Origin of the sequence: Actinokineospora sp. UTMC 2448, from assembly GCF_024760565.1 — a bacterium.
Lineage (GTDB): Bacteria > Actinomycetota > Actinomycetes > Mycobacteriales > Pseudonocardiaceae > Actinokineospora > Actinokineospora fastidiosa.
The window spans coordinates 75,781-94,476 of sequence record NZ_CP031087.1 but is presented as its reverse complement, the minus strand read 5'-3'; the positions used below and the strand labels follow the sequence as shown (position 1 = coordinate 94,476).

The following is an 18,696-nucleotide window of genomic DNA, read 5'->3' as shown; positions in this document are numbered from 1 at the left end:
GTCGGGGCGTCCCCCTTCACGTCAGTGCGCCGCGGTGGCCTTCTCCGCGCCCGCTCCGGTCAGCGCGCGGACCTCCATCTCGGCGTACTTGCCGCCGTCGCCCGGCCTGCCGAGCACGGTGCCGAGCCAGCCGAGCAGGAACGACGCCGGGATCGACACCAGGCCGGGGTTGGCAAGCGGGAAGACGGCGAAGTCGGCGTCGGGGAACATCGCCTTGGGCCCGCCGGAGACCGCCGGGGACAGCACGATCAGCAGCACGCACACCGCCAGGCCGCCGTAAATGCTCCACAACGCTCCAGTGGTGTTGAACCGCTTCCAGAACAGCGAGTACAGGATCGTGGGCAGGTTCGCCGACGCCGCCACGGCGAACGCCAGGGCGACCAGGAACGCCACGTTCTGCCCGTTGGCCGCGATGCCGCCGACGATGGCCAGCCCGCCGATCACCACCGCGGTGATCCGGGCGACGCGCACCTCGGACACCTTGTCGTCGGCCTGCCCGCGCTTGATCACGTTGGCGTAGATGTCGTGGGCGAACGACGCCGACGCGGTGATCGTCAGGCCCGCGACCACCGCCAGGATCGTGGCGAAGGCGACCGCGGCGATGAAGCCGAGCAGGACCGGCCCGCCGAGGGCCTCGGCCAGCAGCGGAGCCGCCGAGTTCGGCCCGCCGGGCGCCGCGCGGATGGCCTCCGGCCCGACCAGCGCCGCCGCGCCGTAGCCCAGCACCAGCGTGAACAGGTAGAACAGCCCGATCAGCGCGATCGCCCACACGACCGACCGACGCGCCTCCTTGGCGCTCGGAACGGTGTAGAAGCGCATGAGGATGTGCGGCAGGCCCGCCGTGCCCAGCACCAGGGCGATCGCCAGCGACAGGAAGTCCAGCTTGCTGGTCTCCGAGACGCCGTACTGCAGGCCCGGCTCCAGCACCCGCTCGCCCTGCGGGCTGGCCTCGACGGCCGCGCCGAGCAGGCTGGACAGGTTCAGCCCGTACTTCGACAGCACCCACACCGTCATCACGGCGGCGCCGGTGACGAGCAGCGCGGCCTTGATGATCTGCACCCAGGTGGTGCCCTTCATGCCGCCGATGAGCACGTACACGATCATCAGCGCGCCGACGACGGCGATGACCAGCGCCTGGCCGCCCTTGTCCTCGATGCCCAGCAGCAGCGCGACCAGGCCGCCCGCGCCCGCCATCTGGGCGAGCAGGTAGAAGAACGACACCGCCAGCGTGGACGTCGCCGCCGCGGCGCGGATCGGCCGCTGGCGCATGCGGAAGGCCAGGACGTCGCCCATCGTGTACTTGCCGGTGTTGCGCAGCAGCTCGGCGACGAGCAGCAGGGCCACGAGCCAGGCCACCAGGAAGCCGATGGAGTACAGGAAGCCGTCGTAGCCGTTGAGCGCGATCGCGCCCGCGATGCCGAGGAACGACGCGGCGGACAGGTAGTCGCCGGAGATGGCGATGCCGTTCTGGGGGCCGGTGAAGGCCCGGCCCGCGGCGTAGTAGTCGGCCGCGGTGCGCGAGTTGCGGCTGGCCCGCAGGACGACGACGAGCGTCACGGCGACGAACGCGGCGAAGATCGCGATGTTGAGCGTGGTGTTGGAGCCCTCCGCCTGGGCGAGGGGCGCCGTCTGCGCGAGGGTCATCAGGCCTCCAGGCCGGTCCGGATCCGGTCGGCCAGCGGGTCGAGTCTGCGGTCGGCGTGGCGCACGTACAGGAACGTGATGAGGAATGTGGACACGAACTGGCCGAGCCCGAGGAGCAGGCCGACGGTGATGTTGCCGACCACCCGGGTGGACATGAATTCCGGCGCGTAATCGGCGAGCAGGACGAACAGCAGGTACCAGATCAGGAACGCAGCCGTCATCGGGAAGACGAATCCGCGCAGCCTGCGCCGCAGCTCGGTGAACTCAGGCCCGGCCTGCACCCGCTCCCACTGGGATTCCTCCGAGGTGACAGTCACTTTCACTTCCTTCGCGATCGGCGACGGGGCAGTCGATCGGCAACCCTAGGGGCGACCAGCGGGAACTGTATGCCTCCGATCAGGGCGAAATCGTTCAAACCGCCGGGTGATGCGCCGAGCGGCATTATCGTGAAGCGGGTCACAAATACCGCATAAGACGCCATTCGTACCGCATTCGAGTGATCACATTCTCACCCGATCGGGAATGGCGTCACTAAATGTCGACGGCGATAGCAGAGCGACCCGAACGGGTCAGCGGCGGTGTCGGCCGAGCGCGTGGCGGGCCGCGCCGCCGCCGCCCAGACCGCTCGCCCGGTCGCGGATCAGGCCGAGCCGATCAGGCGCGTGCATCCGCATCCGGATGTGCTTGGTCTCCGGCGGGATGTGCCGCTGGGTCGCCTTGCTCATCACGATCACCGCGAGGAAGGCCAGCGGCACGGTGACCAGCCCGGGCTGCTGCACGAACCACGGCGCCCAGCCGCCGGTGTAGCCGCTGACGGTGGTCAGCGCCAACGCGGTCAGCACGAGCGTGCCGCCGGTCAGCATGCCTGCCGCCGCGCCCACCCAGGTGATCTTTCGCCACCAGATACCCAGCACCAGCACCGGGCAGAACGTCGACGCGGCCAGCGCGAACGACATGCCCACGCTCAGCGAGAGGTCGGCAGGGCGCAGCAGCAGCGCCGCGACCAGCGGCAGCACGCCCGCGAGCGCGGTCGCCAGGCGGAAGTCGCGCACCCGCGACTTGAACACGTCCGTCGACAGCACCCCGGCCACGCTCACCAGCAGCCCGGACGAGGTCGACAGGAACGCGGCGAACGCGCCCGCGGCGATCACCGCGCCGAGGATCTCGCCTGCGACGTTGTCCACCACCGCCATCGGCAGCTGCAACATCGCCCGGTCGGTCTGCCCGGTCACCAGCAGCTCGGGCAGGTAGATCCGCGACAGCGCGCCCATCACGGTCGGGAAGAGGTAGAACAGGCCCAGCAGCAGCATCACGTGCAGCGTGGTCCGGCGCGCGGCCTGGCCGTCGGGGTTGGTGTAGAAGCGGACGAGCACGTGCGGCAGGCCCATCGTGCCCAGGAACAGCGCGAAGATCAGCGAGTACGTGGTCAGCAGGTCGTCGGTGTCCGACGCCGGGCTGAGCCAGTCGGCGTTGTCGCCGACGGCCCCGCGCACCACCGGCACCGGGTCGCCCGCCTCGAAGGTCAGCCGGGTGCCCGCGGCCACCTGGTGCGTCCCGGGGCTCCAGTACGTCTCGCCCGCGGCGGGCATGCCGTCCACGGTGCCCTCGGCGATCAGCCGGACCGGCGCCTCGACGGAGAGCACGACGGGCGTCTCCACGCTGATCGTCGCGCCGTGGGTGAACCGCGGCGGCAGCGGCTCCGACAGCCCGGTCGCGCCCAGTCCCCGCGCGCCACCGTCCCCGATGAACACAGCGCACAGCACGAACGCGGGCGCGGCGATGGCGAACAGCTTGACCCAGTACTGGAACGCCTGCACCAGCGTGATCGCGCGCATGCCGCCGCTGACCACGTTGACCGTCACCAGCACCGCGACCAGCGCGGCCCCGAGCTGGGTCGGGACGCCGGGGATGATGTGCTGCAGCGTCAGCCCCGCGCCCTGCAGCTGCGGGACCATGTAGAGCATCCCGATGAAGATCACGAAGATCGCGGCCAGCCTGCGCAGCCCGGCGGAGCGCAGCCGGAACTCGCAGAAGTCGGGCAGCGTGTACGCCCCGGACCGGCGCAGCGGCGCGGCCACGAACAGCATCAGCGCCAGGTACCCCGCGGTGAAGCCGATCGGGTACCACAGCGCGTCCGTGCCGTCCTTGAGGATGAGCCCGGCGACGCCGAGGAACGACGCCGCGGACAGGTACTCCCCCGACACCGCCGCCGCGTTGCGCCGCGAGCGCACGGTCCGGCGCGCCACCAGGAAGTCCTGTGTGGTGTTGGCCTGCCGCGAACTGCGGAACCCCAGCGAGAAGGTGGCGACGCTGATCAACGCGATGCTGCCGGTCGCCCAGTAGTTGAAGTCCATCCGCCACGTCCGCCGGGGAAGGCTACTTCTCGACCATGCCGACGAACGCCTTCTCGTGTTCCTCGGCCAGCACGTTGTACCAGTAGCCGATGCCGAACAGCAGGGGGAACGGCAGGATCCCGAGCAATAACCACGGCAGCGCCATGCCCGCCACGGTCACCTGCGACAGCGCGGGGACCAGGAAGAACAGCGCGGGCAGCACGCCGAGCACGCCGACGGCCAGCCCCGCGAGCAGGCACGCCGAGCGGATCTTGGTCCGGATGAACTCGCTGACGACCTCCTCGGCCCAGCTGGTCTGCTCCTCCAGCTCGTCGACCGTGCGCAGCAGCGTGACCGGCGCGCCGGAGTCGGCGAGGATGACCCGCTTGCGGCGCGGCCGGGCGGACGGGCCTGGCGTCGCGCCCTGGCCGTCACCCGCCGCGTGCTTGCTCACGACACCCCCTCGCCCGTCCCGCTCATCGGCCCTGGCCCCGCACCAGGCGGTCCTTCAGCTCGCGGGTGTGCCTGCGGCTGACCGGCAGCACCTTCTCCTCGTGGCCGATGACCACCGAGTAGCCGGAGCCGCCCATGCGCAGCTCGGTGATCAGGCTCAGCGGGACGAGGTAGCTGCGGTGGATGCGCACGAAGCCCGCCTTCTCCCAGCGCTCCTCCAGCTGCGCGAGCGGGATGCGCACCAGGTGCGAGCCGTCGGAGGTGTGCAGGCGCGCGTAGTCGCCCTGGGCCTCCACCCAGCGCACCGACGCGCGGGAGACGAGCTTGGTGGTGCCCGCCAGCTCGACCGGGATCACCTCGTCGTCGCGCTGCTCGGGGACGACGGCCTGCTTCCCCGCGCCGTCGCGGTCGATCTTGGCGAGGACGCGTTCGACGGCCTTGTTGATGCGGTCCTGCTCGGCGGGCTTGAGCAGGTAGTCGACCGCGCCGAGGTCGAAGGCGTTGACCGCCTCGTGGGCGTGCGCGGTCACGAAGACCAGGACCGGGGCCGGGGAGAACCCGGCCAGCACCTTGGCCAGCTCCATCCCGGTGAGACCGGGCATGTCCAGGTCGGCGAAGACGGCGTCGACCACGGGCATGCCCGCCTGCTTGCGGGCGGCCAGCTCGCTGTCGTCGCCCGCCAGGGTCAGCAGGGCCTCGGTCGCGTCGAACGCCCTGATGACCCGGCGCACGTGCCGGTTGCCGTTGAGACGTTCCTCCAGCAGGTCCATGCCCGCAGGCTCGTCGTCGACGGCCAGAACGACGAGGCCGGAGGTGGGGTTCGCGGTACTCACGGTGATCCGCATCTTGCCGAGTGTGGACCGCGCCTGTCTACGGCCAAACCTCCGGTCCGCCCAGCGGGTGAACGAAGACGACCAATCGTGACGCTGTGTTTACGGTTTCGTGGCGTCCTACAGCCCGAACCGGGACCAGGTGGCCTTCGCCTCGACCGCCTCGATCGCGGCGAGTATCCGGTCCGCAGTGGACATCCCCGGCCCGCCGACGCCGATGCGGGCCAGCAGCGGCCGCTTGGGCGCGGCGACGGCGATCTCGGCGTCCGGATAGCGCTCGCCGATCACCGCGCGCAGCGTCCCGATGCCGTCGACCAGGCCCAGCTCCTTCGCCCTGAGCCCGGTCCAGACCTCGCCGGAGAACAGCTCGTCGTCGGTGCCTGCCAGCTTGCCGCCGCGGCGCTGGCGCACCCAGCCCACGAACTGCTCGTGCAGCTGGCCCTGCAGGTCCTTGAGCCAGGCGATGTCCTCGGGGTTCTCCGGCTGGAACGGGTCGAGGCGGACCTTGCGCGTGCCCGCGGTGTGCACCCGCCGCTCGACGCCGTAGCGCTCCAGCAGCCCGGCCAGCCCGAACCCCGCCGAGACCACGCCGATGGACCCGACCATGGACGAGCTGTGCGCGTAGATCTCGTCGCCCGCGCACGCCAGCCAGTACCCGCCGGACGCGGCGACGTCCTCGCAGAAGGCCAGCACGGGCACGCCCCGCTTGTCGGCCAGCTCCCTGATCCGCTCGGCGACCATCGCCGACTGCGTGGGGGCGCCGCCGGGGGAGTTGACCGCCAGCGCGACGGCGACCAGGCGGTCGTGGTCGAAGGCCCGGGTCAGCGGCGTCTCCGCGGTGGTCGCGTTGATCACCCCTCGGGCGGCGAGCGGGGTCGGCGTCGGGCTGATGACCCCGTGCAGCCGCACGACGGCGACGACGGGTCCGCGGTCGGACCGGTCGCCGATGCGGGGCAGGCGGGCAACCAACTTCTCCGTCACGCTCGCACGCTCGCTCATACCGACCCACATTACGTCGGGCCGCGTGAACGCGGTGTCTCAGCGGATCGCGGTCTGCGGGCCGGTGTGCTCGGCGTCCTGGACGGCGAAGGGCGTCTCCCCGATGCTGACGCCGGGGAAGAACTTCGGCACCCGCACGGTGATCTTGGTGCCCTGCCCGGGGGCGGTGTCGACCATGAGCGCGTGCGTGTCGCCGAAGATCTGGCGCATCCGCTGGTTGATGTTGCCGACGCCGACGTGCGAGCCGGTCTTGTGGGCGTCGCGCAGGTCGCGCTGCAGCCGCTCGGCGTCCATGCCGACGCCGTCGTCCTCGATGGTGATCAGCGCCTCGGAGCCGTTGTCGTCGGCGAACACGCTCACCGTGCCGCCGCCGGGCTTCTTGGCGATGCCGTGCCGCACGGCGTTCTCCACCAGCGGCTGCAGCACCAGGAACGGCACGACGACGGACTGCACCTCCGGCGCGATCCGGAACCGCACGCTCAGCCGGTCGCCGTAGCGGGCGCACTCGATGGTCAGGTAGCGCTCGACGTTGGCCAGCTCGTCGGCCAGCGTCGCGTACATGCCGGAGGTGCGGAACGAGTAGCGGGTGAAGTCGGCGAAGTCCTGCAGCAGCTCGCGCGCCTGCTCGGGGTCGGAGCGGATCAGCGCGGAGATCGTGTTCAGGGCGTTGTAGATGAAGTGCGGGGAGATCTGCGCGCGCAGCGCCCGGATCTCGGCCTGGACCAGCTGCTGCTTCTGCTCGTCGAGCTTGGCCAGCTCCAGCTGCACCTGCAGGAAGGTCGCCACCTCGTCGGCCGCGCGGATCAGCCGCCTGCTGTCGACGCCGCCGACCAGGATCAGCGCGCCCTCGATCTGGCCGTCGACGATCAGCGGGACGATCACCGCCGCGCGCATCGGGCAGCTCCCGCGGTTGCGGCACTGCAGGTTCTCGTGCTTCACGTGCGCCCGCGTGCCGTGCTGCACGACCTCCATGATCGCCGCGGACAGGTCCTCGTAGTGGTCGTTGGCCTGCCCGTCCCACGACATCAGCCTGCCGTCGGCGTCGCACACGCCCACGGCGACGTTGTTCAGCAGCTCCAGCAGGTGCTTGCTCGCCTGGTCGGCGGCCTGCTCGGTCAGCCCGCCGCGCAGGCCGGGGGCGGCCTTGGACAGCCGCTGGACGGCGTCGAGCACGGCGTCCTGCACCGAGCCGGACTTGCGGGGCCTGCACAGCACCACGAACAGGCCCAGGACGAGCAGCGTGGCGGCCACGCCGATGAAGGCGCGCTCGGTCAGCAGTTCGGCCACGTGGTCATGCTCCCGTTCCGCCCCGGGTGTGACAAGGCCAGGCTATTTGAGCAACCGGGACATCCGTCGGTCGGCCAGCGGCTTTCCGCCGGTCTGGCACTTCGGGCAGTACTGGAACGACTTGTCGGCGAACGACACCTCGCGCACGGTGTCCCCGCAGACCGGGCAGGGCAGACCGGTTCGGGCGTGCACCCGCAGGCCGGAGCGCTTCTCCCCCTTGAGCCGGGCGGCGGCCTGGCCGACCGACCGCTCGACCGCGCTGGTCAACACGCCGCGCATAGCCTCGTAGAGCTCGTCGATCGCGGCATCGTCGAGCCTCCCCGCCGTCGCGTAGGGCGACAGCCGGGCGGTGTGCAGGATCTCGTCGCTGTAGGCGTTGCCGATGCCCGCCATCACGCGCTGGCTGGTGAGCACCGTCTTCAGCCGCTCGGAGCGGCCGCTGAGCAGCTCGGCGAACTCGTCGCGGGTCAGGCCCATGACGTCCGGGCCGAGGGTGGCGATCTGCTCGATCGACGCCGGGTCCTCGGTGATCCACACGGCAAGGCCCTTCTTCGTGCCCGCCTCCGTCAGGTCGAACCCGGGCCCCTCGCCGGGCGGGCCCAGGTGCACGCGCAGCGCGAGCGGGCCCTTGCCGGGCTTCGGCGGGGCCGCCGAGAGGGTGTCCGACCAGCGCAGCCAGCCCGCCCTGGCCAGGTGCACGACGAGGTGGACGCCGTCGCAGTCCAGGTCGAGGTACTTGCCCTGGCGGCCCGCCCCGGTGACGACACGCCCGTGCAGCGCCGTCCACGGCGGCGACGCGGTCTTGAGCACGCTCAGCGAGGCGACGTCGACGCGCGCGACGGTGCGTCCCACGGCGTGTTCGCGCAGGTGGTGGGCGAGGGCTTCGACCTCGGGCAGCTCGGGCACGCGACCAGTCTCGCCCGAGATCGCCGGTCTGTCACTCGACGGGCTTGAGCACGCTCTCCCAGCCGGGCATCGCGTCGCGCTGGAGGTTCTTGGCGATCTGCGCGATCTCGCCGCGGGCGTTGAAGTAGCCGCGGACCGTGCCGACCCAGCGCTCGACGGGCTCGCCGTCGCCGTCGTCGCCGGTCTCGGCGGTGAGCGTCCACGGCCTGCGCAGCGCCCAGCGGGCGGGGAAGAACAGGGCGACGAGCAGCAGGAGCAGCACCAGCCAGCCGGGGACGACGACGTCGGCGGGCATCCAGGTGACCAGCACGATGGCCAGCACGGCGATCAGGACGAGCATGAAGACCCCGGGCAGGTAGCCCGCCGCCACGTCGTGCTCGAAGTCGTCCTCGGTGGCGGGGGTCCGCCATTCGAGCGTGCCGTCCAGGGTCCAGAGCCTGCCGTTCGCGTCGCGTACCTGGCGCGTCATGTTCAGCCCTTCGGCGCGGTAACCGGAACACCACTATCCGTGACACCGAAAGGCCACGTTACCCCCTCGGCGGCGGTCTGCCACCGATTGTCGCACCGAGGAGTTACTTGATCAACGTGGCGCGGGCGCGGGCGTGCTCATCAGCTGGGCGTCCGACGTGGGCCGCATGCTGGTGTAAGCCGTCGTCGTCGTGGCCACGGTCGTCTGGTCGGCCGTGTTCACCCGGGTGTGCTTGGTCGTGAGGGTGTAGACCTCGCGGTCGTCGTAGATCCGCCACGTCCGGTGGGTGGAGGTGTACTCGTAGACGACCGGCAGGCTCTCGTCGTAGGGCTCGGTCTCGGACCGGGCGCCGAGGGCGGGCGTGCCCGAGGTGGTGCCGCCCGCGGCGAGGGGCGGGACGTCGGAGGACGAGGACGACCGGGCGACGCCCTCCCGCCGGGTGGCGGGCGAGTCGGTGGTCGTCACGTCCGCGGCGGGGACGTCGACGGCGATCGTGTCCGTGCGCTGCTGCGGGAGCCGCTGGCCGGTCGTCGGGACGATCGCGGGCGCGGTGGGGGCGGAGCTGTCGTCGGTGAGGACGATGCCCTCGTCGGCGTCGAGGTCGTCGAAGGCCAGCGGACCCGAGTCCGACTCGCCCCAGGGCAGCAGGGCCAGCCCGAGCGCGCCGACGGCCGCCGCGCCCGCCAGCGCCACCTGGGTCTTCGCGCCCGCGAGGAAGCCCTTGACCTGCTGCCAGAGGCCGATGCCCGCGACGGGGACGACGAGGTGGGCGGCGTGGGCGCGCAGTCCGGAGCAGACGTCGCGGAGTTCGTCGTACATCGAGGTGCAGGACGGGCAGACGGACAGGTGCGTGCTGACCCGGTGCCGCTCGGCGCCCTTGATCGCGCCCGCGGTGTAGGCGCCCAGCTTCTCCAGCACCGGGCGGCAGCCGATCGGCCGCGTCTCGGTGGTGAGGTGGGCCTGCAAGTAGGCAGCGCGCAGCCCCTGCCGCGCGCGGCGGGCGAGCGCGGCGGTGGCGTTCGGGCTGAGCCCGAACTTGCCCGCGACCACGGCGGGCCGCTCGCCCTCGACCTCGACCTTCCACAGCACGCTGCGCCAGCGCTCGGGCAGGCTCGTGAACGCCCGGGTGATCAGGTTGCGCTCGGTGGACTGCCCGGTGTTGTCCGGGTCCGCGCCCACCCGCACGTCCAGCTCCTCGTCGGAGACCGGCACGTCCCGGCGGCGCCCGTTCCACTCCCAGGCGACGCGGCGGGCGACGATCAGCAGGTAGCCCCGCACATTGTCGACCGGTCCGGAGCCGCGGCGGATGGCCTGCAGGACCCGGAAGAACGCCTCGGCGACCAGGTCCTCCGCCTCGGCGCGGTCGGAGACCAGCCCCAGCGCCATCCGCCGGACGGCGTCGCAGTGGCGGGAGAACAACTCGCCGAAGGCGGCGTCCTCACCGGCCCGCAGCCGCGCCAGCAGGGCGCTGTCCTGCGGACATCCGGTGGTCCCCGGCTCCTCGGCGGGCCGGTCGCTCCAACTCATCCGGCCCGGTACCTCCTCGCACGCCGCCCCGTGGCAATCCCGAACAACATGCCACATTCGGGTGACCCACGACCCATAACCGTGAATAACGGTAAGGGATCACCGACGATCGACCTCACCCGATCGGACTAGTGAGCGCTCCCACAGCAGGAGGGACCCACCACCCCGAAGGGACGCCACCGGCACCCCCGCGTCACGACCGGTTCGACAGCGGTTATAGTTCTCCTCGCTACGCGGACGTAGCGCAGCTGGTAGCGCATCACCTTGCCAAGGTGAGGGTCGCGGGTTCGAATCCCGTCGTCCGCTCCGCCCCGAGAGCCCGGATCACCACGATCCGGGCTCTCGTGCTGTCTGGCACCCAGGTTCACCGACGAGGCCCATCGCTACCGACGCGATCGACGCCTCGCGCGTCCTGCTTGCCGTCTCAGCGGCCCCGCCCAGGCCCTCCTCCCCCCGAGGCGGTACGGCCGACTGAGTCGCCGCGATGAGGCGCACCAACCCTCCACTCGCCGAGACCTCGATCGCGACCGGACCACATGAACGCCCACCTCTGGGTGCTCAGTCGAGAAACCGAGAACGAACTGGCTCGGCGATCTCCAGCAGGTCAGCGCACCTTGCGATCTGACCACCCGCTTTCCGGAGGACACCTGACTCGCATCCCCATGACGTCACATCGAGAATTGGGACGAGCCCGTCGCGAACCTCCGCCGGAGCCTTCATCTCGACAGCTTCGAGTTCTACCGGGAGATCGATGACAGTCAGGCTTGAGAAAGCTCCCGACTCGGGATGCACTTTGAGCTCCAGGTAGCCGCCAGAGGTGCCCGCGACGAACAGGTAGAGCGGTTGCACATCCCTGTTGACGTGCCAGGACACCTTCAACGGCACCCAGGGATCAACTTCCACGGTCGAGCCACCGCATGGGGCCATCCCGTCGACCTTCAACACTCAACCCCTCACCTGTGCAGAAGCACTATGCAGTTACCGGCTTACATCTCGAAACCAAGGGCGGTCACGTCCGAAAAGCTGACTCCACCGCTTCATCGACGGCGGCGCGGTCCCCTTCGCCCGCCACAAGGGCGCGGGCCGCGGTTATTACCCGTCGGCCCGCGGGGCTTTCCGGGTCCGGGAGGGGGAGGCGGGAGACGTACTGGGTGATCCAGCGGCGGCGGCCCGCGTAGAGGCGGTTGCCGCAGACCTCGTCGTAGAAGCGGACGCCGAAGGAGGAGTTGGCCACGCCGAGGATGAGGTGGGCCACGTCCTCGCCGGTGTCGGTGACGCTGATCCAGTAGCAGTCGCCGTTGACGATGGCGCCGGTGCGGTCGAGGGTGAAGCGGGGCTCGGGGCTGATGTCGGGGAACACGATCTTGGGTTCGCGCCAGCGGGCGGGGCGGTGGGGGACCCAGATCTCGAACCACGCGCGGCCTGCTTTGCGCAGGTAGGCGCGGCCCTCGAGGCGTTCGCGATGGGCGGCGAGGTAGGCGGCGGCGCGCGGGTAGTCGGCGAGGTCGACCACCTGGCGGCTCGGGCGGTCGAGGTACGGGTAGAGGACCCGCAGCGTCGGCGGCGCGGGCGGGGTCCAGGCCTGGAGGTCGCCGTGGCAGAGCAGGGGGCGCAGGAGTTCGTCCTCCGGTCGGTGCTCGACGGTGTCCCAGTCGGCGATGAAGACGCTGTCGGCGGTGGTCTTGATGCCGACGCGGATGTTGGCCACATCGCCGACCGTGCGCCAGGTCCGCTCGGCGATCCGGCTGCGGCGGTCATCTCTATCCGGTGTGGACAGTCTCCAATTGTCAAACGTGCCCACCGAAACCGCGAACCGCCGACCTTGAACCGCGACGACACTGTCCCGTTCCGCTTGCAGCGCGGCGAAAAGGTCACTCCCGTCAGCAGGTGAGTCCGTTGTGTACGCCGTGGCATACCGGGCAGGCGCGCTCGCTCCCCCCTTTACCGCCACCACGACCGCGGGCAGGACCGCGGCGGCGAACAACCGCGTGTCCCCCAGATCGAACACCTCGCGCACGGTCAGATCGCGCGTCAGCACCGTGCGCACGTTCTCGCCCGCGCGCGTGCTGAGGAAACGGTTGGAGCACAACAGCGCCAGCACGCCACCGTCGTCAAGCAGGCTGGGCGCCACGGCGACAAACGGGTGCGCCAGGTCGACCCGGCCGCGCAGCCCGAACCGCTTGACCAGCTCGGCCGCCCGCCCGTCCAGCAACTGCGTCCGCACATACGGCGGATTGGTCACCACCAGGTCGAACCGCTCGGGCGGCGGGCTCTCCAGGAAGTCCTTGTGGGCGATTGCCGCGTTCGGAAGACGCCGCTGGGCGGTGGCGACGGCGGTCTCGTCCACGTCGTACCCGGTGAGGACGGCGTCCGGCGCGAGCGCGGCGACCGCGGCCAGCAGCTCCCCGTCCCCGCACGCCGGGTCCAGCACGCGCAGCGGCCGGTCGGGGGCGGCCGCCAGCGCGCGCTCGGCGACGAACGCCGCCAGCGCGGGCGGGGTGTAGTGCAGTCCGTGCCGCTTGCGGTCCACCGCCGCATCGGATCACGGCGTCCCGTGCGCGTCCAGTCGCCCCGCCCGCACGGCGGCGGCCAGCTCGGCGTGGTCGGCCTCGGTGCGGTCGGCGTACTCCACCGCGTACCCGCCGATGGCCTCGTCCAGCGCGGGGCCGCAGTAGCCGGAGAGCAGGCGCGGGTCGACCGAGCGGGTGTGCGCGCGGGCCAGCAGGGCGCCCGCGAACCGGCCGTAGTCGTCGAGGTGGTCGGCGGCCAGCGTCGTCGCGTCGATCTCGCCCTTGCGGTTGCGGAACTGGCGGACGATGAAGTGCCTGCCGTCGACGGTCGTCCAGCCCAGCAGGATGTCGCTCTCGGCCTGAACCAGCCGCGCGCCGTGCACGATCCGCTTGCCCTCGTGCTTGGCCCGGTGCCCGACGTACGGCGCCAGCGCGGACGGCCGCGCCTCCTTGACCTGGAGCACCAGCGCCTCGTCGCCGTTGCCGTGCATGAGGACCAGGTAGTTGCGCAGCCCCACGCTGCCGGTGCCGACGACGCGGAACGCCACGTCGGACACCCCGTAGCGCATGATCAGGTTCCGCCGCGACTCGCGGAGGGTGTCGACGTAGTCCGGGAGCCCGTCGACGACGGCCTGCCACGTGCCGGGCGTCACCTCGGTGAGCACCGGCGGGTCCGGGACGAACCGCCAGCGCTCGTCCTCGCCGCGCTGGGTCCACCGCGCGGCGACCTTGGCGCTGGTGTTCTTGCGGGCCTTCTTCGCCGCCTTGGCGAAGTCGTCGGTGAGCGCGTCGGCGTCGACCCTGCTGAGCACCGACTCGTCGCCGAGCGCGGTCCACGACTCCAGGAAGGGCAGCTCGGCGAGGTGGTCGATGGTCCTGCGGTAGGACTTGACGACGTCCTCGGCCGCGGTCCGGCACGCCTTCTCCTCGACCCCGCCCGCGCGCCCGGCGAGGACGATGCTGGTGGCCAGCCGCTTGAGGTCCCACTCCCACGGGCCAGGCACGGTCTCGTCGAAGTCGTTCACGTCCATCACGATCCGCCCCTCGGGCGTGCCGTACAGCCCGAAGTTGGCAGCGTGCGCGTCCCCGCACAGCTGCGCCTCGACCCCGCTGCGCACCCCAGCGGCGAGGTCGGCGGCCATCAGCCCGGCGCTGCCCCGGAAGAACGCGAACGGCGAGGCGAGCATCCGCCCCACCCGCAGCGGCACCAACCCGGGGATGCGCCCCTCGTTCGACGCGTGCATGAAGTCGACGACGGACGGCCGGTCAGCGGCGAGCAGCACCTTCCGGTGCGCGTCGAGCCCGACGGCCTCCCGCAGGGCCCGACCGCGGCCGAAGACCTCCTCCGGCTCCACCCACCGACCCAACTGCCTGGCGACCCGTCTGTCCATAAGCGGGTATCTCACCCGATGAGGTAGCCGATGCGGAACTCCACCTTCTTGCCTTCGCAGGTCGATGAGACCGAGTCGAAATGATCCGCGCCCGCGTTGCAGCGGTAGACCGGGTGCGAGTCCACGCCGGCGGGCGGGCCGCGGAAGATGTGGCCGAGGAACCCGATCACCTGCTGGCCCTCGCATCCGGGGTCCACTGAGGAGAACCAGTCGCTCTTGCCCGTCACCTGGCAGGCGTAGAGCTCCCGTGTCCCCTCCTCGGCATCGGCGACGAGCGCGCCCAGCACCGCCTCGCGAACGAAGCCCGCAGGCGCCGCGACGTTGGCGGTGGCGCTGAAGTGCCCGGGCGAGCCCGCCCGGTTGTGGCGGACGAGGGGCAGCGCGGTCCGTCGCGGCTGCTCGGCGCCGGGCGGCGGGTCGACGGGGGCGGGCTGCCCGGTGTCCGGCACTGCTGTCGTGGTCCGCGGCCTCGCGGCCTCGGTCGAGGTGGCGGGTGTCGAGGTCGGGGTGGGGCTCGGCGAGGTCGAGGCGGCGGCCGGACTCGACGCGGTGACCGGCGCGGCCGCCGAGGTGGCGGTGGTGGACGCCGGGGACGAGGGGGCCGCGGTCCCGGACGTGGCGTCGGGTCGCAGGGCGATGACGACGGTCGCGGCGGCCGCGACGACGAGCACGCCCGCGCCCGCGACGATGAGCCCGGTCCGCTTCCGTCGGCCGCGCGGGGGCTCCTCGGGCTCGTACCAACTCGGGAGTTGCGGCGTCGGCGGCACGACGGGGTCGATGTACTGCGTCGGCTGCTCAGGCACGACCCGCGTCACGTCGTCGGCCTGGCCGCTCAACAGCGCGCGCACCTCGTGGGCGGAAAGCCGGGACTCGACGGGCCGCGTGAGCAGTCCGGAGATCGCCGCGGCCACGGGACCGCCGCAGGACGGGTGGGCGGGCGGGTCGTACAGGATGGCGTGCAGCGTCGCGGCCGTGGTGTCGCGCTGGAACGGCGACCGTCCCTCGACGGCGTGGAACAGGGTGGCGCCCAGCGCCCACAGGTCCGACGCCGGAGACGGCCCCGCCCCGGTGAACAGCTCGGGCGCCATGTACCCGGGCGACCCCATGATCCCGCCCTTGGTGGTGGTGCCGGGATCGTCCAGTGCCCGCGCGATGCCGAAGTCCGCCAGCTTGGCGCGCCCGTCCGGCAGGACCATGATGTTGCTGGGCTTGACGTCGCGGTGCACGATTCCCGCGGCGTGCGCTGTCTCCAGCGCGCCGAGCACCTGCAGTCCGATGGCGGCGACCTGCTCATGCGGCAGCGCACGGGCGGCCATCAGGTCCGCCATCGTGGGCGCCTCGACCAGCTCCATGACGATGTAGGTCGCGCCGGGCTCGGTCACCACGTCGTGCACGGCGACGATCGCCGGGTCGTTCAACCGACCCGCGGTCTGCGCCTCCCGCAGGATGCGCTGGTCGTCGCCCCGGATCTCCTTGAGCGCCACCAGCCTGCCGATGACGCGGTCACGGGCACGCCAGACCACCCCCATGCCGCCCCGGCCCAACTCGCCGAGCACCTCGTACCGGCCCGCGACCACCCGCATCAGTCCCCCTCGACATCCCCAGCTGAGGACGCGGGGATCGTATCGGGCGGGTCAGCCGTCGGTGGCCAGTCCCACCGGGCAGCTCACGCCGGTCCCACCGAGACCGCAGTAGCCGTGGGGGACCTTGTGCAGGTACTGCTGGTGGTAATCCTCAGCGTAGTAGAACGGCCCCGCCTCGGCGAACTCGGTCGTGATCTGGCCGTAGCCGCGGGCCGCCAGGGCCTGCTGGTAGGCCGCTCGGCTCTCCTCGGCCACCTGTCGTTGCCCCGGCTCGCTGAAATACACCCCCGAGCGGTACTGCGTGCCGACGTCGTTGCCCTGCCGCATGCCCTGCGTCGGGTCGTGGGACTCCCAGAAGATCTTCAGCAGCTCCGCGTAGGACACCACCGCGGGGTCGTAGACCACGAGCACTGCCTCGGTGTGGCCGGTGCGCCCGCTGCACACCTCTTCGTAGGTGGGGTTCGGGGTGTAACCGCCGGTGTAGCCGACAGCCGTCGAGTAGACACCGGGGGTCCGCCAGAAGACCCGTTCCGCACCCCAGAAGCAGCCGAGGCCGAACACCGCGGTCGCCATCCCGTCCGGGAACGGGGGCTGGATGCGGCGCTCAGGGAACAGCGCGTGGGTCTGCGGGACGCCCGGGATCGGCTCGGGCCGCCCCGGAAGCGCGTCGCCGGGCGCGGGCATGCCGTTCTTCAACCGACCGAACAGAGCCATGGAACCCACTTTACGTTCCGTCGGGTGAACGGGCACCGCCCACGATGTGGGGCGCGCGGTGGGCCAGTGGAACGATACGCCTATGACTTGGCAGGACGATCTTCAGCGCTTGGACGAGCGGTTCGCGGCCAAGAGCGTCTCGGCGGCGGAGTACCGCGCGCAGCGCGACGAGATCCTGGCCTCGGCCTCCTCGGTCCCGGCCCGGGAGCCGGGGCCCGACCCGCGTGCCGCGCAGGCGCCTGCCGACCCCGGCCCGGCTGAGCGGCGCGAAGCCCCCATCACGGGCGCCTCGACCGGCCATCAGATCCTGATCGGCGCGATAGCGCTGGTCGTCATGGTCGCGGCGGCGGTGGGCCTGTGGCTGGTCGTGCTGGGCGACGACGGCCCGGAGCCGCTCGACAACCCGGTGTCCGCCAAACCGCTGGAAGCGGTGGTGAGCATCATCGGCCCGCTCCCGGGCGTCCCTGACGCCAACAGCGGCGTGCTCGGCCTTGACCAGGCGTTGGACGCGAGGCTGCTGGCCCCGGGCGAGGCGGACCTGCTGCGCGCCGCCGGGGTCCAGCGGGTCGGTTTCCTGGGCTCGACCAGCGGCTCGACCGGCTACGGGGTGATCATCGCCGAACTGGCGGGTCCCAGTCAGGCCGCCACCACCGCCGAGGACCAGCGACACCAGCTCGCCAGCGACGGCTACGCGGAGAACGGGGCGGTGAACGGCCTGCCGAGGATGACGCAGACGACCGACCGCAACGTCGTCCAGCGGGTCGTCTACGCCTCGGACCGGTTCACGGTGCGGATCGGGGTCTCCAGGGCGGTCGGCGCCGAGACCGAGGGGCTGGAGGAGGAGCTGGCGGGCATCACCAATTTCGTGCGCTCGGTGCTGCCCCCGTCCTGACCCGGTTTGCGCTCGCGCAGCAGCACCGACCGCAGGCGCATAGCGGGCTGCTCCACGATGTGCCAGGAGAGCAGGCCGAGGACGAGGGCGACGGGCACGGACAGGAGCGCGACCGTCAACGGGGTCGACGCCCCGGCGTAGACCATCACCTGCTGCGTGGGGAACCCGTAGAGGTAGACGCCGTAGCTGGCCATGGTCAGCGCGGGCGGCAGCCAGAGCCGACGAGGCATCAGCGAGGCCAGCGTCAGCATCACGTAGGGCACGGTGACCAGGCGGGCCACCTCGACCGCCGCCGAGCCGTGCATGACGATCTCGACGCCGACGCACAGGAGCAGACCCCACCAGGTGAACTTGACCCGGAACAGGTAAGCGGCCATCCCCACGCAGTAGATCGCCAGATACTGCACCAGCGGGAGCGTGAGCACCTCCAGGGTGACCCGGGGCAGCTCGACCTGGTTGGTGATCGCCCGCTCGAAGACCGCCGCGAACAGCACGGCTCCCAGCACCACGATGTAGCGTCGCCGCACCGCGCCCAGCAGGCCGAACAGCGCGACCAGGGCGTAGCCGAGGAGCTCGACGGGCAGGCTCCACAGTGAGCCGTTGACCGCGTGCGGGACGGGGTGGCCGGGGAAGACGCCGGGGAGCGAGTACTGCATCGGGAAGACCAGCAGGTTGTTCCCGAGGTAGGACCAGGTGTTCGGATGGGCGAAGTACGCGCTCGCCGACAGCTCGGTCATGATCGGGCCGAGGACCAGCACGCTGGCCAGCAGCACAACCGCCAGCCCCGGCATGATCCGCAGGAGCCTGCGGACGGTGAACCGCCACAGGTTCGGGTCCCGTCGCCAGCTGCCCATCACCTGGTAGCCGCTGAGCGCCATGAACGCGGCGACCATGACCGCGCCCAGATCGATCCCCAACCAGGTCGGGAGCACACTGCCGCCGTGGTTGGTCAGGGGCGCGCAATGGTCGACGATCACCAGGACCGCCGCCACGATGCGGAGGGTGCCGAATCCGTCGCGCGCGCTCGCCCTGCGCCATTGAGCCCGGTCTGCGGCGACGAACCTGCCCCCGATCGCCACCAAGGCTCCCTCCCGATTTCCTGGCAAAGCGATGGATCGTAGGATAACCGCACCGCGTGTGCCATTCGGCAGCATGCTC

16 protein-coding genes and 1 tRNA gene are annotated in these 18,696 nt (G+C 71.4%); 1 reads left to right on the top strand and 16 read right to left on the bottom strand.

What is annotated here, in order from left to right; all coding sequences use genetic code 11:
* Nucleotides 1-21: 21 nt before the first annotated feature.
* From Actkin_RS00475 to Actkin_RS00430, 10 genes are all read right to left on the bottom strand, one after another.
* Nucleotides 22-1,644, bottom strand: coding sequence for a monocarboxylic acid transporter (locus Actkin_RS00475; protein WP_258905429.1), 1,623 nt, complete (start codon nucleotides 1,642-1,644; stop codon nucleotides 22-24).
* On the bottom strand, nucleotides 1,644-1,961 hold the full coding sequence (locus Actkin_RS00470; protein WP_258905428.1) for a DUF485 domain-containing protein: 318 nt from the start codon (nucleotides 1,959-1,961) through the stop codon (nucleotides 1,644-1,646). The genes Actkin_RS00475 and Actkin_RS00470 overlap by 1 nt, the downstream gene beginning before the upstream one ends.
* Nucleotides 1,962-2,213: 252 nt before the next feature.
* Nucleotides 2,214-3,998 (bottom strand): sodium/solute symporter, encoded by a 1,785-nt coding sequence (locus Actkin_RS00465; protein ID WP_258905427.1) that lies wholly within the window; start codon nucleotides 3,996-3,998, stop codon nucleotides 2,214-2,216.
* Nucleotides 3,999-4,020: 22 nt separating this feature from the next.
* Nucleotides 4,021-4,431, bottom strand: a complete 411-nt coding sequence (locus Actkin_RS00460) for a hypothetical protein (RefSeq protein WP_189208946.1) — start codon at nucleotides 4,429-4,431, stop codon at nucleotides 4,021-4,023.
* Between the two features lie 22 nt (nucleotides 4,432-4,453).
* Nucleotides 4,454-5,275: a LytR/AlgR family response regulator transcription factor gene (locus Actkin_RS00455; protein ID WP_189208947.1), complete on the bottom strand. Its 822-nt coding sequence runs from the start codon at nucleotides 5,273-5,275 to the stop codon at nucleotides 4,454-4,456.
* A 105-nt stretch (nucleotides 5,276-5,380) separates the two neighbouring features.
* On the bottom strand, nucleotides 5,381-6,259 hold the full coding sequence (locus tag Actkin_RS00450) for a S49 family peptidase (RefSeq protein ID WP_258905426.1): 879 nt from the start codon (nucleotides 6,257-6,259) through the stop codon (nucleotides 5,381-5,383).
* Nucleotides 6,260-6,298: 39 nt separating this feature from the next.
* A complete protein-coding gene (locus Actkin_RS00445; protein WP_189208949.1) occupies nucleotides 6,299-7,546 on the bottom strand; it encodes a sensor histidine kinase in 1,248 nt (415 codons plus the stop codon).
* 42 nt (nucleotides 7,547-7,588) lie between these two features.
* Entirely contained in the window at nucleotides 7,589-8,452 is an 864-nt protein-coding gene (locus Actkin_RS00440; protein ID WP_258905425.1) for an Fpg/Nei family DNA glycosylase, read from the bottom strand.
* 31 nt (nucleotides 8,453-8,483) lie between these two features.
* Nucleotides 8,484-8,921 carry a DUF983 domain-containing protein gene (locus tag Actkin_RS00435; RefSeq protein WP_189208951.1) on the bottom strand — a complete coding sequence of 146 codons (438 nt, stop codon included), beginning with the start codon at nucleotides 8,919-8,921 and terminating at the stop codon, nucleotides 8,484-8,486.
* A gap of 111 nt (nucleotides 8,922-9,032) precedes the next feature.
* Nucleotides 9,033-10,448, bottom strand: a complete 1,416-nt coding sequence (locus Actkin_RS00430) for a sigma-70 family RNA polymerase sigma factor (protein ID WP_258905423.1) — start codon at nucleotides 10,446-10,448, stop codon at nucleotides 9,033-9,035.
* A 233-nt stretch (nucleotides 10,449-10,681) separates the two neighbouring features.
* Between Actkin_RS00430 and Actkin_RS00425 the strand changes: the two genes are divergently transcribed.
* Nucleotides 10,682-10,754, top strand: a tRNA-Gly gene (locus Actkin_RS00425).
* Nucleotides 10,755-11,006: 252 nt separating this feature from the next.
* Here Actkin_RS00425 and Actkin_RS00420 read toward each other — a convergent pair.
* The 6 genes from Actkin_RS00420 to Actkin_RS00395 form a co-directional block, all read right to left on the bottom strand.
* Nucleotides 11,007-11,393, bottom strand: a complete 387-nt coding sequence (locus tag Actkin_RS00420) for a hypothetical protein (protein WP_258905422.1) — start codon at nucleotides 11,391-11,393, stop codon at nucleotides 11,007-11,009.
* Between the two features lie 64 nt (nucleotides 11,394-11,457).
* Nucleotides 11,458-12,978, bottom strand: a complete 1,521-nt coding sequence (locus Actkin_RS00415; RefSeq protein ID WP_258905421.1) for an Eco57I restriction-modification methylase domain-containing protein — start codon at nucleotides 12,976-12,978, stop codon at nucleotides 11,458-11,460.
* Between the two features lie 12 nt (nucleotides 12,979-12,990).
* Nucleotides 12,991-14,349, bottom strand: a complete 1,359-nt coding sequence (locus Actkin_RS00410) for a DUF2252 domain-containing protein (RefSeq protein ID WP_258905420.1) — start codon at nucleotides 14,347-14,349, stop codon at nucleotides 12,991-12,993.
* An 11-nt stretch (nucleotides 14,350-14,360) separates the two neighbouring features.
* Nucleotides 14,361-15,932 (bottom strand): serine/threonine-protein kinase, encoded by a 1,572-nt coding sequence (locus tag Actkin_RS00405; RefSeq protein WP_258905418.1) that lies wholly within the window; start codon nucleotides 15,930-15,932, stop codon nucleotides 14,361-14,363.
* Between the two features lie 51 nt (nucleotides 15,933-15,983).
* Nucleotides 15,984-16,646: a peptide-methionine (S)-S-oxide reductase MsrA gene (gene msrA, locus Actkin_RS00400; protein ID WP_258905417.1), complete on the bottom strand. Its 663-nt coding sequence runs from the start codon at nucleotides 16,644-16,646 to the stop codon at nucleotides 15,984-15,986.
* A gap of 765 nt (nucleotides 16,647-17,411) precedes the next feature.
* Nucleotides 17,412-18,617, bottom strand: a complete 1,206-nt coding sequence (locus tag Actkin_RS00395) for an acyltransferase family protein (RefSeq protein ID WP_258905415.1) — start codon at nucleotides 18,615-18,617, stop codon at nucleotides 17,412-17,414.
* Nucleotides 18,618-18,696 lie beyond the last annotated feature (79 nt).